This is a genomic window from Rhodococcus gordoniae, assembly GCF_001646655.1.
GTDB lineage: Bacteria > Actinomycetota > Actinomycetes > Mycobacteriales > Mycobacteriaceae > Rhodococcus > Rhodococcus gordoniae.
In genome coordinates this window covers 154,892-170,251 of the sequence record NZ_LPZN01000044.1, presented here as the reverse complement: position 1 = coordinate 170,251, position 15,360 = coordinate 154,892, and the positions used below count along the sequence as shown (strand labels likewise).

General features: G+C 68.9%; 19 protein-coding genes. 9 read left to right on the top strand and 10 right to left on the bottom strand.

The genetic code is table 11. From position 1 onward, the window contains the following. Positions 1 to 34: 34 nt before the first annotated feature. The 3 genes from A8G18_RS16435 to A8G18_RS16425 form a co-directional block, all read right to left on the bottom strand. Entirely contained in the window at positions 35 to 277 is a 243-nt protein-coding gene (locus A8G18_RS16435; RefSeq protein WP_016932169.1) for a hypothetical protein, read from the bottom strand. Between the two features lie 308 nt (positions 278 to 585). Then, positions 586 to 1,551 (bottom strand): alpha/beta hydrolase, encoded by a 966-nt coding sequence (locus tag A8G18_RS16430; RefSeq protein ID WP_016932168.1) that lies wholly within the window; start codon positions 1,549 to 1,551, stop codon positions 586 to 588. Positions 1,552 to 1,563: 12 nt separating this feature from the next. Further along, positions 1,564 to 2,193, bottom strand: coding sequence for a DUF4126 domain-containing protein (locus A8G18_RS16425; protein WP_016932167.1), 630 nt, complete (start codon positions 2,191 to 2,193; stop codon positions 1,564 to 1,566). 73 nt (positions 2,194 to 2,266) lie between these two features. On the opposite strand from A8G18_RS16425, the gene A8G18_RS16420 reads away from it, so the two are divergent. Both A8G18_RS16420 and A8G18_RS16415 read left to right on the top strand, forming a co-directional pair. Then, positions 2,267 to 3,655, top strand: coding sequence for an ATP-binding protein (locus tag A8G18_RS16420; protein WP_064064722.1), 1,389 nt, complete (start codon positions 2,267 to 2,269; stop codon positions 3,653 to 3,655). Then, the gene (locus A8G18_RS16415) at positions 3,652 to 5,589 is read left to right on the top strand and encodes a vWA domain-containing protein (protein ID WP_064064699.1); all 1,938 of its coding nucleotides are present in this window, start codon (positions 3,652 to 3,654) and stop codon (positions 5,587 to 5,589) included. The genes A8G18_RS16420 and A8G18_RS16415 overlap by 4 nt, the downstream gene beginning before the upstream one ends. Here A8G18_RS16415 and A8G18_RS16410 read toward each other — a convergent pair. From A8G18_RS16410 to rpmB, 7 genes are all read right to left on the bottom strand, one after another. Continuing rightward, on the bottom strand, positions 5,586 to 6,767 hold the full coding sequence (locus A8G18_RS16410) for an MFS transporter (protein ID WP_064064698.1): 1,182 nt from the start codon (positions 6,765 to 6,767) through the stop codon (positions 5,586 to 5,588). The two genes, A8G18_RS16415 and A8G18_RS16410, sit on opposite strands and share 4 nt — an antisense overlap. Positions 6,768 to 6,770: 3 nt before the next feature. After that, positions 6,771 to 7,187 (bottom strand): large secreted protein, encoded by a 417-nt coding sequence (locus A8G18_RS16405; RefSeq protein WP_084421868.1) that lies wholly within the window; start codon positions 7,185 to 7,187, stop codon positions 6,771 to 6,773. Between the two features lie 32 nt (positions 7,188 to 7,219). After that, positions 7,220 to 8,146: an AEC family transporter gene (locus tag A8G18_RS16400; protein ID WP_026002876.1), complete on the bottom strand. Its 927-nt coding sequence runs from the start codon at positions 8,144 to 8,146 to the stop codon at positions 7,220 to 7,222. A 312-nt stretch (positions 8,147 to 8,458) separates the two neighbouring features. Next, on the bottom strand, positions 8,459 to 8,716 hold the full coding sequence (gene rpsR, locus A8G18_RS16395; RefSeq protein WP_006553776.1) for a 30S ribosomal protein S18: 258 nt from the start codon (positions 8,714 to 8,716) through the stop codon (positions 8,459 to 8,461). 10 nt (positions 8,717 to 8,726) lie between these two features. Then, the gene (gene rpsN / locus A8G18_RS16390) at positions 8,727 to 9,032 is read right to left on the bottom strand and encodes a 30S ribosomal protein S14 (protein WP_064064696.1); all 306 of its coding nucleotides are present in this window, start codon (positions 9,030 to 9,032) and stop codon (positions 8,727 to 8,729) included. A 2-nt stretch (positions 9,033 to 9,034) separates the two neighbouring features. Further along, on the bottom strand, positions 9,035 to 9,202 hold the full coding sequence (rpmG, locus tag A8G18_RS16385) for a 50S ribosomal protein L33 (RefSeq protein ID WP_064064695.1): 168 nt from the start codon (positions 9,200 to 9,202) through the stop codon (positions 9,035 to 9,037). Then, positions 9,202 to 9,438, bottom strand: a complete 237-nt coding sequence (gene rpmB / locus A8G18_RS16380; protein WP_026002877.1) for a 50S ribosomal protein L28 — start codon at positions 9,436 to 9,438, stop codon at positions 9,202 to 9,204. The genes rpmG and rpmB overlap by 1 nt, the downstream gene beginning before the upstream one ends. 103 nt (positions 9,439 to 9,541) lie before the next feature. Here rpmB and mrf point away from each other — a divergent pair, with 103 nt between their 5' ends. The 7 genes from mrf to A8G18_RS16350 all read left to right on the top strand — a co-directional run bounded on the left by mrf (position 9,542) and on the right by A8G18_RS16350 (position 15,356). Beyond that, positions 9,542 to 10,759, top strand: coding sequence for a ribosome hibernation factor-recruiting GTPase MRF (gene mrf / locus A8G18_RS16375; RefSeq protein ID WP_064064694.1), 1,218 nt, complete (start codon positions 9,542 to 9,544; stop codon positions 10,757 to 10,759). Beyond that, positions 10,756 to 11,007 (top strand): type B 50S ribosomal protein L31, encoded by a 252-nt coding sequence (locus tag A8G18_RS16370; RefSeq protein WP_016932326.1) that lies wholly within the window; start codon positions 10,756 to 10,758, stop codon positions 11,005 to 11,007. Before mrf ends, A8G18_RS16370 begins: the two co-directional genes overlap by 4 nt. Before the next feature lie 45 nt (positions 11,008 to 11,052). Next, positions 11,053 to 11,226 (top strand): 50S ribosomal protein L32, encoded by a 174-nt coding sequence (rpmF, locus tag A8G18_RS22555; RefSeq protein WP_084421866.1) that lies wholly within the window; start codon positions 11,053 to 11,055, stop codon positions 11,224 to 11,226. Positions 11,227 to 11,292: 66 nt separating this feature from the next. Then, complete coding sequence (locus tag A8G18_RS16365) at positions 11,293 to 11,982, top strand: response regulator transcription factor (RefSeq protein WP_064064721.1); 690 nt, start codon at positions 11,293 to 11,295, stop codon at positions 11,980 to 11,982. An 8-nt stretch (positions 11,983 to 11,990) separates the two neighbouring features. Beyond that, positions 11,991 to 13,394: a HAMP domain-containing sensor histidine kinase gene (locus A8G18_RS16360; RefSeq protein WP_115311551.1), complete on the top strand. Its 1,404-nt coding sequence runs from the start codon at positions 11,991 to 11,993 to the stop codon at positions 13,392 to 13,394. A gap of 169 nt (positions 13,395 to 13,563) precedes the next feature. Further along, a complete protein-coding gene (locus A8G18_RS16355) occupies positions 13,564 to 14,784 on the top strand; it encodes a S1C family serine protease (RefSeq protein WP_172506084.1) in 1,221 nt (406 codons plus the stop codon). 74 nt (positions 14,785 to 14,858) lie between these two features. Next, positions 14,859 to 15,356, top strand: a complete 498-nt coding sequence (locus tag A8G18_RS16350; RefSeq protein WP_016932331.1) for a MogA/MoaB family molybdenum cofactor biosynthesis protein — start codon at positions 14,859 to 14,861, stop codon at positions 15,354 to 15,356. Positions 15,357 to 15,360 lie beyond the last annotated feature (4 nt).

The window sequence follows — 15,360 nt, the reverse complement described above, 5'->3', positions numbered from 1 at the left end:
ACACACCACGCGCGGCACCCGCGCGCACCGTCGCTCAGGCGGCGTGCGCGTGGGTGCCGTTGTCGTGTGCGGTGGGTTCGACGGTGCGCTTGCCGCGGCCGTCGGAGATGACGAGCTTGGCCGCGCCACGGTCGAGCAGCTCACGGATGAGATCCGCCGATGCGGCGCCGCTCTCGGTGCCGCCGACCCGGCTCAGGTCGATGGTGATGGCGTGACCGGTGAGGTCGTCGGGCAGTTCGGTCGACACGGTGCCGCCGGATTCGATTCGCAGTTTCATGGTGTTTCTCCTGTCGAGGTGATCTTGTACGGGTCGCGGTCGGGATGAAGAGCCGGGGATAAAGAAAGGGCACCCGGGGCCATGTGCCCCGAGTGCCCGAGAACGAGTCGTCGTCCGACTTCTATTCTCGGGATCGCTCCGCCGCGAAGTGGAAGAAAAGGTGCGAGAACGGTACGGAACACCCGGCTACGTACATCTGCTTGTATCGCATCGGACCGTACCTTTCTCGTGTGAACCAGTGGGTTAACGGAAGACCATACACGAACAACGCGGAATGGACATTTGTTATTTCGCGTCGTCGCCGATGATCAGTCCTCGAGCTTGTCGAGCCACGCCTCGAAGCCCGAGGTGAACTCCTCCGAATAGGGCAGATCCGCGATGTAGTCGGCGCCCGTGGACTCCTGGTCGCCGATGTCCTTGAGTGCGTGGTTGGTGTGCGTCATCCGCAGTGACGTCAGGCGGGTGTGCACGAGGGCCGCGTCGAGGGCGTCGACGTCCTCGACCCGCACCTGGATGTCCTTCGTGGAGACGCTGGTCAGTACCGGCAGGTCGCCGGCGACCTGCGCGGCGAGCATCCGCGGGTCGAGCGAGTCCTCTTCGGCGAGCGCCTTCGCGTTCGTCGGCACGAGACCGGCGTTGCGCAGCGGCTCGGGCAGGGCGTCGCTGAGCGTTCCGTCGGCGCGCAGCGACTCGACCGCCCCCGTCAGCGCGACCCGCAGTTCGTCGGCGATCTGAATCGGCAGCTGGCCGGCGGCGACCACGGCGTCGAGCTGCGCGTCGATCTGCGCGGTCAGCAGGTCGAGCAAGCGCACGGCGAGTGGTTCGAGCAGGCCCAGGCCGGCGATGGTGTCGTTGTCCTGTGCGAGCGACAGCGCGATGAGCGCGCCTTCGCTGTGCCCGACGACGTAGAGACGCTGCGCGTCGACTCCGCGCTGGGAGCCGAGAAAAGCGAGTGCGTCGGAGGCGGCGTCGATGAACGTCGAGAAGCCGAGATCGGCGACGTCCTCCACGCTGTACGGGCCGAGGCCGGTCGTGCCGCTGCCGAGCTTGTCGTACCGCAGGCTCGCGAAACCGTGGCGTTCGAGCACGTCGGCGAGGTGACGCAGCGTGCCGATCGATCCCGGGAGCAGCGCGCTGTCGCCGTTACGGTCGGTGGGGCCGCTGCCGGCGAGCAGCAGGACGCCGGGCACCGGACCTCTCATGGAGACGGGTACCCGCACACTGCCGTGCAGGGTGACGTCGCCGCTGGAAAAGGTGATCTCGGTGTCCGACATGTCATGTGTCTATCAGAAACCGCCGGGTCGACCCGTATCGAGGGCGCCCGGGTGTGCCGTCGGCTTCGTGCGTGTCGCACGGGCCCGGCGCACCCGGCGGTAACCCCGTACACCGAGCCATCCGAACAGGGCCAGGAGCGGGACGACGAGCAGGGGAGCGAGCAGCGAGATCAGCGACGTGACGAACGAGGTGACGCTCTCCACGATCGACAGCACCGGATTGCCGAAACCCGCTGTGGTCGCGGTGCTCGCGACCCGCGTACCCGTCTGCGCCGTGCTCACCGCCAGGGCGGTCGGGGCGCCGATGACGATGCCGGCGAGCGCCGCCGTCGCGGGATCGAGGCTCGCGAAGGCCGCCCACGCCGCGAGTGCACCCGCGATCGGCCGAGTGACCGTGCCGACGGCGGACAGGGCGTTGTCCACGAGCGGTACGAGATCGGCGACGACCTCCACGACGGTGGCGATCGCCAGGGCGACGAGCGCCGAGGTGGACCCGAGCCACTGCATGGATTCGTTGAGGACGACACCGAAGAGTTCGAAGTGCACCGCGGCGGACAGGAGCAGCAGTGGCAGGAAGGTACGCAGCCCGGTGGCGGCGGCGAGTCCCAGCCCGAGCAGGGCCGCCAGGATCCAGGTGTCCATGCGGCGAGTGTAGGTGGCCGAACCATGGGGATCACGGATGCCGAAACGACGGTTCGGTCGTACCTTGGGTGAGGTGACGTCACCCACACCGCGCCCCTCCACGGTCGGCGAGCTCCGCGCCTCCGGCCACGTGCAACGATCCGTCAAGGACGAGATCCGGCACAACCTGCTCGCCGCGCTGCGCGACGGTACCGATCCGTGGCCCGGCATCCTCGGTTTCGAGGACACCGTCGTCCCGCAGCTCGAACGCGCCCTCATCGCCGGTCACGACGTGGTCCTGCTCGGCGAACGCGGTCAGGGCAAGACCCGCCTGCTACGCACCCTGCCGCTGCTGCTCGACGAATGGACCCCGGTCGTCGCCGGTTCGGAGCTCGGCGAGCATCCCTACGAGCCCATCACCCCGGCGTCGATCCGCCGGGCCGCCGAACTCGGTGACGACCTGCCCGTCGCGTGGCGGCACCGCAGCGAGCGGTACGCCGAGAAGCTCGCGACGCCCGACACCTCGGTCGCCGACCTCGTCGGCGACGTCGACCCCGTGAAGGTCGCCGAGGGGCGCAGCCTCGGCGATCCCGAGACGATCCACTTCGGTCTCGTGCCCCGCGCCCACCGCGGCATCGTCGCCGTCAACGAACTGCCCGACCTGGCCGAACGCATCCAGGTGTCGCTGCTCAACGTCATGGAGGAACGCGACATCCAGGTCCGCGGTTACACGTTGCGCCTGCCCCTCGACGTGTTGCTCGTGGCGAGTGCGAACCCCGAGGACTACACGAATCGCGGCCGCATCATCACTCCGCTCAAGGACCGCTTCGGAGCGGAGATCCGCACGCACTATCCGACGCGGCTCGAGGACGAGATCGCCGTCATCGAGCAGGAGGCGCACCTGCAGGCGCGCGTCCCCGACTATCTGCTCGAGATCCTGGCGCGGTTCACCCGGCTGCTGCGCGAATCGACGTCCGTCGACCAGCGGTCGGGTGTCTCTGCACGGTTCGCCGTCGCCGGCGCCGAGACCGTCTCGGCTGCGGCCCTGCATCGCGGTGCGGTCCTCGGCGAGGACGATCCGGTCGCGCGTCCCGTCGATCTCGGCACCGTCGTGGAGGTGCTCCGAGGCAAGGTCGAGTTCGAATCCGGCGAGGAAGGAAGGGAATTCGAGATCCTCGATCATCTCCTCCGGCGCGCGACGGCCGAAACGGCCCGTTCGCGACTCGCGGGCGTAGATCTCGGGCCGCTGGTCGCCGCCGTCGAGCAGGGCGAGCCGGTGGTCACCGGTGAGCGGATCACCGCGAAGGTGCTGCTCGACGAACTCCCCGAACTGCCTGTGCTCGATGCCGTCGCCGAACGGCTCGGCGCCACCGACACCGGAAGTCGCGCTGCGGCAGTGGAACTCGCCCTCGAAGGGTTGTATCTGGCGCGACGGATCGCCAAGGACACCGGCGACGACGGCTCGGCGGTGTACTCCCGATGAGCAGGTCCGCCCGCTACGGTCCGTATGCCGGGGGCGATCCGCTCGCCCCGCCGGTGGACCTGCGCGACGCACTCGCCGCGATCGGCGACGACGTCATGGCGGGCGCGTCACCGAAGCGCGCCCTGCGGGAGTTGCTGCGCCGCGGTCACGACGGTATGCGTGGCCTCGACAAGCTTGCCGCGCAGGCGAATCGGCGCCGACGGCAGCTGCTCGACCGCACCAACCTCGACGGCACCCTCCAGGAGGTGCGCGAGCTTCTCGATCGCGCCGTGCTCGAGGAACGCAAAGAACTGGCCCGTGCCCTCGACGACGACGCGCGGTTCGCCGAGATGCGGATCGAGGAACTGCCGCCGTCGACGGCGCAGGCGGTGCAGGAACTCACCGACTACGACTGGCGCAGCGCGCAGGCCCGGCAGGACTACGAGAAGATCCGCGACCTGCTCGGGCGGGAGATGCTCGACCAGCGGTTCGCCGGGATGAAGCAGGCACTCGAAGGTGCCACCGAAGCCGACCGGCAGCGCATCACCGACATGCTGAACGACCTCAACGACCTGCTCGACAAGCATGCGCGCGGCGAGGACACCGACGAGGACTTCGAGCAATTCATGGCCGAGCACGGGGAGTTCTTCCCCGAGAATCCGCAGAACGTGGAGGAACTGCTCGATTCCCTCGCGCAGCGCGCGGCGGCGGCGCAGCGGTTGCGCAACTCGCTCACCCCCGAACAGCGCGACGAACTCGACGCTCTCGCACAGCAGGCCTTCGGGTCCCCGTCGCTGACGAACCAGCTCGACCGTCTCGACGGTCACCTGCGTGCCGCACGCCCCGGGGAGGACTGGACGGGTTCGGAACGGGTGCGCGGCGAACAGGGCATGGGTCTCGGCGAGGCCACCGCGGCTCTACAGGAATTGTCCGAACTCGACCAGCTCGCCGAGCAGCTGTCGCAGCAGTACGCCGGGGCGTCGCTCGACGACATCGACCTCGACGCGCTCGCCCGTCACCTCGGACCGGAGGCCGTGGCCGATGCACGCACCCTCGCCGAACTCGAGAAGGAACTGCAGCGGCAGGGCTTCTTCGACCGGGGTGCCGACGGGCAGTGGCGCCTGTCACCCAAGGCGATGCGCAGTCTCGGCGAGGCGGCGCTGCGCGACGTCGTCGACCGCATCTCGTCGCGTACCGGGCAACGCGAGTCGCGCCGGGCGGGTGTGCTCGGTGAACCGACGGGCGCGTCGAAGGTGTGGGAGTTCGGCGACACCGAACCATGGGACGTCGTACGCACCCTCACCAACGCCACCCTGCGCAGTCCCGGGCTGCCGGTGCGGATGTCGGTGCAGGACGTCGAGGTGATCGAGACCGAACAGCGGACGCAGGCGGCGGTCGCGCTGCTCGTCGACACATCGTTCTCGATGGTCATGGACGGTCGCTGGGTGCCGATGAAACGCACCGCGCTGGCGCTGAACCATCTGGTGTCCACCCGATTCCGCGGGGATGCGTTGCAGCTCATCGCGTTCGGCCGTCACGCTCGCGTGGTGTCGGCGTCCGAACTGGCCGGACTCGACGGGGTGTACGAGCAGGGCACCAATCTGCACCATGCCCTGATGCTCGCGGGTCGTCATCTGCGTCGTCATCCCCACGCGCAGCCGGTGGTCTTCGTCGTCACCGACGGTGAACCCACCGCCCATCTCGAAGCGGACGGCTTCGCGGCCTTCGACTACCCACCGAGTTCGCGCACCCTCGGGTTGACGGTGCGCGAACTCGACCACGTCGCGCGGCTCGGTGCCCAGGTGACGATCTTCCGGCTCGGCAGCGACCCCGGACTCGCACGCGTCGTCGACGTGCTGGCCCGGCGCGTCGGGGGGCGTGTGGTCGCGCCCGACGTCGACGGGCTCGGGGCGGCGGTCGTCGCCGACTACGTCCGCGCCCGCCGAAGGTCCTAGTCGGTCGAGGTACGCGCGAACGTCCACGTGGTGGTCGCGGCGACGGACAACAGTATCGCGGTCACCCAGAACACCGATGCGACGCCGGCGATCCCGGCGACGGCCCCGGCGGCAAGGGGCACCGCGACCTGCCCGAGACGATTACCCGTCAACCGCACCGCCAGCGCCGACGCGCGGTCGGACGGTGCGACGAGTCCGACCACCCACGTCATCGTGAGCGGCTGGCCGACACCCCAGAACATTCCGCACACGGCGAGCAGCGCGCCGATGACCCACGGATTCGGCACGAGCGGTATCAGCGCGACCGGCACGACGGTGCCCGCGGTCGCGGAGACGAGGAGCCACGTGCGCGGAATGTGCCGCAGCGCCCACGGCAACAGGGCGCGCGCGAGGATGGAGGCCACGGTGCGGGCGGTGAGCAGGATCGTCACCAGGAGCACACCGAACCCGAACTGCTCACCGAGCAGCGGGAGATAGGCGACGACGAGGTCGACGGACGCGAGGACCACCAGGCTCGACAGCATCGCCGGCTTCATGCCCTTCGTCGCGAGCATCGACAGGATCGACTGGGGTGCGCCGTCCTCCGCGGTGCGTCCCGATCCGGGTGGTTCGCGCAGACCCAGTACCAACGGCAGAGCGAGCAGCGAGACCACCGTCATCACCAGCAACGCACCCGTGGTCTCGACGGATCCGCTCCCGTCGCCGGAGGTCGCGGCGATCGCGCCGGCCACCGGCACACCGACGGCCTGCCCGACCGACACGCCCAACGTGATGCCGGCGAATCCGCGATCCAGTTCGCCCGGCGGCGACAGGATCGACACGAACGCCTGCCCGGACACCGTGACGAGCAGTTGTCCGAGTCCGAGCACGATATTGCCGAGGGCCAGCACGATCAGTCCCGAACTGAGAGCGATCGACCCGGCGCCGACCGTCGTGACGACGATGCCCGAACGGAGGACGGCGGTCGCGTGGCCACGATCCACGGCGCGTCCCATCAGTACCGCCGCCACCAGGGGGACGAGCGCGTAGAGGGCGGTGACGGCACCGATGGTCGCGGCGTCACCACCCAGCGCGAGGATCCGGTAGGAGACCAGCACACGGATCGACTGGAACGCCGCGTGCAGCAGAGCGGTGGACAGGCACAGGTACAGCAGCCAGTGACGCGGAGGAAGCGGCATGCGTCAGGCGTCGGCCGTCACGACCCGGTCGCCGAGCGGCGACCGCAAGGGGACGTCGAGGGTGCCGACGACGGCGACCATGACGCACATGCGGTCCTGCATCTCCGGCAGGGTGCCGCCGAGCAGCGTCACCGTCACCGTGTCGTCCGTTTCGGCGACGGTCGCGTCGACGCCGAAGCACTCGGGGGTGCCCGTCTCGAAATGCAGGGCGATCCGGTCGTCGCTCACCCGCGACCACGACATGATCGCCAGCGGATGCGCGTCGACGATGTCGGGCCGCGGCGAGAACTCCGTCGCCCCTGCCGGAGCCGGTTTCTCGGGCAGGGCCGGCACGTCCGGGGCGCTCGACCCGCAGGCCGCGACGAGCAGGCATATCGCAAGCACGATCATTCCCCGGCAGACGCGGACGACGGAACGCATATCTCCCACGGTATTCCTGTGCCGCGTGGTCATCACGCCAGCAGGGCGGCGGTCACGCCGATCGCAGGAATGGAGGCGAGGGTGGTGACGAGCGCGGCGTCGCGGGCGAGCACCGTGCCCCGGCCGTAGGCGCTCGCGTAGACGAACACGTTCTGCGCGGTCGGCAGCGCCGCGACCACGACCACCGCGAACAGTGCGTGACCGTCGAGGCCCACCACGAATCGCCCCAGCAGGTATGCGAGGACGGGCTGGACGAGGATCTTGAGCACCGAGGCGAGCGCGATGTCGCGGCGTGGGCTCGTCCCCTTCTCGAGCACCCGGACCCCCTGCAGCGACAATCCGAACGCGAGCAGCGCACCGGGTACCGACGCGCCGCCGAGCAGATGGAACGGCTGCAGCAGCGCGTCCGGCGGTGTCCACCCGCTGATCGCGATGGCGAGTCCGGCCGCGGCGGCCAGGACGATGGGGTTCTTGAACGGCGCGAGCAGGGTATCGAGGCGCGAGACCCCGGCACGCATCGTCGACAGGTCGAGCATCGTCAGCGCGATGGGGGAGAGCACCACGATCTGGAACAACAGCAGGGGCGCGACGAACGACGCGTCGCCGAGGACGAATACCGCGATCGGGATGCCGAGGTTCGCGGAGTTGACGTATCCGGCACACAGCGCCCCGATGGTCGCTTCGGGGACCGCACGTCGCAGCCGGAGCCTGGCGACGACGAAGTGCACGATCGCGACGGCGAAGGCGGTGGCCGCCGCGATGTAGAGGTTGGGCGAGAAGATCACCGACAGGTCGGACGTCGCGAGTACGTCGAACAGCAGAGCAGGAGTGGCGACGAAGAAGACGAGCCGGCTGAGCACCGTCTGGGCGTCGTGTCCGAGGGTGCCCAGGCGCCCCAGCGTGAAGCCGATGGCGATGATCACGAAGATGACACCGAACCCCGCGATCACACCCGACACGGTTGCTCAGTCTAAGGATCCCGTGGATGAATTCCTGAGGCAGGCGCCCGGAGTGCAGTTCTTGTCGATCGGAGCCGGATTTTTCGACGACAACTGCTCACTCGGGAACGTTCATCCACAGGGCGACGATCCGGGATTCCACGTCGAGCGGACGTTGTGCGGGCTTCCTCGGTGGGGGAATTCGACGAACCTTTCAGCGGCACCGACGCGCCGGCCCACTTCTCGTCGAAAGTCCCTACTGATTTCGACAAGACCTGCACACACGACGACGCCGCCCCTCCCGATGGGAGAGGCGGCGTCGGAAGCTTCGACCTACTTGCTGCTGACGTAGGGGAGCAGAGCCATCTCGCGGGCGTTCTTCACCGCGACGGCGACCTGACGCTGCTGCTGCGGGGTCAGGCCCGTGACGCGACGGCTGCGGATCTTGCCGCGGTCGGAGATGAAGGTGCGGAGCAGGTTGACGTCCTTGTAGTCGACGTACTCGATCTTCGCCGCGAAGAGGGGATTCTTCTTGGGCTTGCGTCCCTCGACGGCACGCGACTTCTTGGACGGTCCTCGCTTGACTGCCATATCTCGCTCCTCACCAGCTCGACTTGTGGACGCCGGGTAGTTCCCCGCGGTGGGCGAGTTCACGCACACGCACTCGTGAGAGCCCGAACTTTCGCAGGTGGCCGCGCGGGCGACCGTCCGCAGCGTCTCGATTGCGCAATCGTACCGGACTGGCGTCGCGGGGCAGACGCTGCAGTGCCCGCTGTGCTTCGTGGCGCTCCTCGGGGGAGGAAGACGGCCTGCGCACGATGTCCTTCAGTTCCGCGCGGCGCTCGGCGTACCGGACCACGATCACCTTCCGCTGCTCGTTGCGCGCGATCTTCGATTTCTTCGCCACGACTACTTCTCCTCACGGAAGTCGACGTGCTCGCGCAGCACGGGGTCGTACTTGCGCAGCACGAGCCGGTCGGGATCGTTCCGCCGGTTCTTCCGGGTGACGTAGGTGTAGCCGGTTCCGCCGGTGGACCGGAGCTTGACGATGGGCCGGAGCTCGTTGCGTGCTGCCATCAGATCTTCTCCCCACGGGCACGCAGGCGTGCGACGACGCTCTCGATGCCGTCGCGGTCGACGGTCTTGATCGCCTTGGCCGACAGGTTCAACGTGATGCGGCGGCCCAGTGAGGGCACGAAATAGGTCCTGCGCTGGATGTTCGGGTTCCAGCGGCGGCTGGTGCGGACGTGGGAGTGCGACACGGATTTCCCGAATCCGGGACGCCGTCCGGTGAGTTGGCAGGTGGCCGACACGCCGGCTCCTTCCTCGTAGGTAACGACAATCATTTTCGACAAAGTGCGTCGACGACTGTACGCTTCGGTTTCGTTAATGAAAATCGTTACCGAAAGGACCGATGTGGACACCAGGACGCCGCTCGTCATCGTCTGCGGATGGCGCGGACGCACAGCGCACGTCGCGCGGTCGCTCCTGCGTCCGGGCACCGCGGTCGTCCACCACGACCTGTCCGGTCTCGACCAGGGCGTGCTCCGCCGCACCGTGCTCACCGTCGAAGGCGAGCGCACCGAGATCCTCGAACTCGCCCATGGATGCGTCTCGTGCACGCTGCGTGAAGATCTGCTGCCGCTTCTCCGGCGACTACGTGACTACAGCACCGTCGACCGGATCGTCCTGCACCTCGACCCGCAACTCGAACCCGAGGCACTGTGCTGGGCCGTCGAACACGTCGTGGTGAGCGGGATCGTCGGTCGCGTCGACGGACCCGCGTCCCTCGACGTCCGGGTGGACGGCGTCGTGACCTGTCTCGACGCCGCGACGTGGCTCGAGGACGCGACGGGCGACGACGAACTGAACGAGCGTCCCGACGACGACCGCACCCTGGCGCAGGTCGTCGTCGGACAGGTCGAATTCGCCGATGCTCTGGTGGTGCTCCCGGGAGCGGACGGCTGGCAGCAGGCCCGCCTGCACGCCGTGCTCACCCGGCTCGCCCCGGACGCGCCGATGGCGTGGACGGCCGAACCGGACGTCGAGCGTCTGCTGCAGGAGATACCCGACACCGCGCGCCGCGGAACGATCGACGGGGCACACTCACCGCTCCTGCGCGGTCAACCTCCCCTCGACGAGGACTGCGGAATCCGCCTCGTCGAATTCTCCGCCACCCGCCCGTTCCATCCGGAACGTCTCCACCACGCGATCGACGTGCTGCTCGACGGCGTCGTGCGCGCCCGCGGGCGACTGTGGGTCGCCACGCAACCCGACAACGCGCTGCTCGTCGAATCCGCCGGCGAAGGACTGCGCGTCGCTCATGCCGGTCCGTGGCTCGCGTCCATGACTCCCGAGCAGCAGCGCGAGGTCCCGGAGGAACGCCGCGCGATGGCATCCCTGCGCTGGGACGAACGCTACGGCGACCGGGACACGAGCATCGTCGCCCTCGTCCACGACGCCGACCCTGAACTCGTCGACCGCACCCTGCGCGCGGCGGTCGTGACGGACGACGAGTTCGCCCGGCCCGATCTGTGGCCCACCTGGCACGACCCCTTCGGGCAGTTCCACGAAGACCCCTGTGACGACCTCCCGGCAGACCGCCGTGACAACGAGAGAGAAGGACACCGATGAAACCAGGCCTGCACCCCGACTATCACCCCGTCGTCTTCCAGGACGCCAACACCGGCGCGACCTTCCTGACCCGGTCCACCGCGACCTCCGAACGCACGACGGTGTGGTCCGACGGTCGCACCTACCCGCTGATCGTCGTCGACGTCACGAGCGACTCGCATCCCTTCTGGACGGGTGCCGCCCGCCTGCTCGACACCGCCGGCCGCGTCGAGAAGTTCGAACGCAAGTACGGCCGGCGCCGACCCTGAATCCGGCCCCGCGTCCGAGACGATCCGACCCCGAAGGAAGACGATATGGCAGTCCCCAAGCGCAGGAAGTCCCGTTCCAACACCCGCCATCGCCGGTCGCAGTGGACAGCGAACGTCCCCGATCTCGTGCCCGTCACCGTCGAGGGTGTGACAGTAAAGGTTCCCCGCAGACTCGTCCGGGCCGTCCTCACCGGTGATGTCGATCCCAGGGGCCACTGAGATGTAGGACTCGTCCGCCGCGGGTTCTCAGCGCGCTCTCAGTAGGTGCGGGCCACAATGGTGATCATGCGCATTCTGGTGGTCGACGACGACCGTGCGGTGCGGGAGTCGCTGCGCCGGTCCCTGAGCTTCAACGGATACACGGTCGACCTCGCCACGGACGGACAGGACGCCCTCGAACAGGTCACGGCGTCGCGTCCGGATGCGATGGTGCTCGATGTGATGATGCCGCGCGTCGACGGCCTCGAGGTGTGCCGCCGGCTGCGCAGTACCGGCGACGACCTGCCGATCCTCGTGCTCACCGCCCGCGACTCCGTCTCCGAGCGGGTCGCGGGTCTCGACGCGGGCGCCGACGACTACCTGCCGAAACCGTTCGCGCTCGAGGAACTGCTCGCGCGTCTGCGGGCGCTGCTGCGTCGCGCCACCCCCGACCCCGACAGCTCCGCCGACGAAGTGCTGCGCTTCGCCGACCTCAGCCTCGATCCGGCGACCCGAGAGGTCACCCGCGGCGACCGGCGGATCAGCCTCACCCGCACCGAGTTCTCCTTGATGGAGATGCTCATGGCGAACCCGAGAAGGGTGCTCACCCGCAGCCGCATCCTCGAGGAGGTGTGGGGATACGACTTCCCGACCTCCGGCAACGCCCTCGAGGTCTACGTGGGGTATCTGCGACGCAAGACCGAAGCGGGTGGGGAACCGCGGTTGATCCACACGGTGCGCGGCGTCGGGTACGTGCTGCGCGAGACCCCGCCGTGAGCCACCCGATGCGACCACCTCTTCTGCTCACCCGCTCGGTGCCGCTGCGCACCCGCGTCACGCTCCTCGCGGCCGGGGCGGTGGCGCTCGCCGTCGCCGTCACGTCCATCGCCGCGTACGCGGTGGTGTCGCGGGCGCTGTACTCGGGGGTCGACACGCAGTTGCGGGCGCGCGCCGCCGCCCTCGTCGAGTCGAGCACGCTCATCACCTACGACCCGCGCTACATCGGCGGGGCCCAGCTCTACAGCTCCGACATCAGCGTCGCCCTGATCTATCCGGATCTCGGCCGGTACGTGCCGCCGGGATCGTCGGTGCCCATCGGCGATCCCGAACTGGCCGTGGCAGAGGGCGACCGTGACCTGTCGCTGCGGACCGTCGCTCAGCAACGCGTACTGGCCCAGCGCATGCCCGACGGCAGCACAGTTGTGATCGCGCAGCGATTGCGTCCCACCGCCGAGATCCTCAACCGCCTGGCGAGTGTGCTGTTCATCGTCGGGGGCTGCGGTGTGGTGCTCGCCGCGGCCGTGGGCGCGACCGTCGGCCGCACGGGCCTGCGTCCCGTCGCCCGGCTGACCGCCGCCGCCGAGCGGGTCGCGCGCACCGACGACCTGCGGCCCATCCGTGTGACCGGCCACGACGAGCTCGCCCGGCTCACCGAGAGCTTCAACATGATGTTGCGCGCGCTCGCCGAGTCGCGGGAGCGGCAGAGCCGGCTGGTCGCCGATGCGGGTCACGAACTGAAGACGCCGCTGACCTCGCTGCGGACCAACATGGAACTGCTCATCGCGGCGAGCCGTCCCGGTGCGCCGAGCCTGCCCGACGAGGACATGGCCGAGTTGCGAGCCGATGTCATCGGCCAGATCGAGGAGTTGTCGACGCTCGTCGGCGATCTCGTCGACCTGGCGCGTGAGGATGCGCCGGAGACGGTCTTCGAGGTCGTCGACGTCGCCGAGGTGGTGGACCGGAGTCTCGAACGCGCGCGTCGACGCCGCACCGACATCGAGTTCCGGGCGACCACCGAGCAGTGGTTCGTCTTCGGCGACCAGGCCGGACTCACCCGCGCGGTGGTCAACGTGCTCGACAACGCGGCGAAGTGGAGCCCGGCGGGGAAGGACGTCGTCGTGCACATGCGGCAGATCGCCACCGGGCTGATGGAACTGACCGTCGACGATGCAGGCCCGGGAATTCCGGAGGAGGAACGCGAGCTCGTGTTCGAACGGTTCTACCGGGCCACGACAGCGCGGTCGATGCCGGGATCCGGTCTGGGACTGGCCATCGTGCGGCAGATCGTCATGAAGCACGGTGGGACCATCGTCGTGGACCGTTCGGATCGTGGCGGTGCGCTGATCCGCATCGTGCTGCCCGGCACGTCCAGTCTCGACGGAGAGACGCAGCCCACCGTCGCGGGCTGAATCCGACAGGGAATTCGCGGGTACCTCTGAGGCGACTCTCAGCTCTCCGGTCCATGCTGGACGGAGAAGAGCGGGGTGCTCCCGAGGCGCCCCGCACGATCGGCCACCGCACGCCGATATCGACCGCGTGTGCGTCCGGTGGCCCCGGTGGACGAAGGTGAAGTGACGAATGAGTGAGGACCCCACCCGCGGCGCGGGAACACCGCAACCGCAACCGCAACCCCATCCGTACGGACCCGGCGGATACACCGGTCCCTACACGCAGGCTCCCCAGCAGCCGGCACCTCCGCCGCCGGCCACGGGGCCCGGCCGGATGCCGGGGCGCTCTGCCCTCGCAGTCGGCGCGATCGCGTTGGCGCTGGTGAGCGGCGGCATCGGTGGCGCGGTGGGAGCGTGGTCGGTGCGCGACTCGTCCGCTCCGGTCGTCAACTCCCTCGACGCGCCCAGGCCCGACACCCAGACGGTCGCCGCGGCGCCCGAGGGCAGCGTGCAGGCGGTCGCCGACAAGGTCGTGCCGAGCGTGGTGCGGATCGAGGTCGCGGGCCGTACCGGCGCGGGTGAAGGGTCGGGCGTGGTCCTGTCCTCGGACGGATTGATCCTCACCAACAACCACGTCGTGGCGGGTGGTGGTCAGGGGGCGCAACTGACGGTCTTCTTCTCGGACGGATCCACCGCGCCGGCGACGGTCGTCGGTGCGGATGCGGTGTCGGACATCGCTGTCATCCGGACCGAAGGGCGCACCGATCTCACTCCCATCGAACTCGGTGGCTCGGATAATCTCGCGGTAGGCCAGGAGGTCGTGGCCGTCGGATCACCGCTCGGACTGCAGAGCACCGTGACGGCGGGCATCGTGTCCGCTCTCGACCGACCCGTGTCCACCAGCGGGGACAACGCCAATCAGGCGTCGGTCATCGACGCGATCCAGACCGACGCGGCGATCAACCCCGGCAACTCCGGAGGTGCGCTGGTCGACATGGAAGGCCGCCTCGTCGGCATCAACACCGCGATCGCCACGGCCGGCGGACAGTCGGGCTCCATCGGCCTCGGTTTCGCGATCCCCGTGGAGCAGGCCCGGCGTGTCGCGCAGGAACTCGTCGATACGGGTAAGGCGACGCACGCGATCATCGGTGTCCAGGTTCCGTCCCGGGACGACGCCTACGGTGCGCGTGTCGTGGAGGTCGTGCCCGACGGGCCGGCCGACCGAGCCGGAATCCCGGACGACGCGCTCATCGTCCGGATCGACGATCGGGTCGTCACCGACGGCGACTCGCTCATCGCCGCGATCCGCTCCCGCGCGCCGGGGGACACAGTGAAGATCACCTACAAGACGCCCGACGGCAACGAGACCACGGTCGACGTGGTGACCGCGTCGGATTCGGCCGGACGATGAGGAACGACATGGACATAGCTCACATTCCGGTACAAGAGCCGCATGCTTTCGAGCCGCAAACTACCGTGGACCTCATGGAACTCGAAGCTCCCAGAAAAGGCCGCGCACTCGTCGTCGTCGTCGACGATCGCGTTTCCCACGGCGACAGCCCGGACTCCGCGGGTCCGCTCGTCACGGAGCTTCTCGTCGAGGGCGGCTTCGCCGTCGACGGTGTCGTGACGGTCGCGGCCGACGAGGTCGAGATCCGAAATGCGCTCAATACCGCGGTGATCGGTGGTGTCGATCTGGTGATCTCCGTCGGTGGCACCGGCGTCACCCCGCGCGATGTGACGCCCGACGCCACCGAGGACGTGCTCGACCACGAGATCCGCGGCATCGCCGAAGCGCTGCGATCGTCGGGCCTGGCGTCGGGTGCGATGGACGCCGGTCTCTCCCGCGGCCTCGTGGGTGTCTCCGGGTCGACGCTCGTGGTGAACCTCGCGTCGTCGCGCCCCGCCATCCGTGACGGGATGGCGACGTTGTTGCCTCTCGCCGCGCACGTCATCGAAGAGTTGTCGTGGATGGAGGAATGACGCC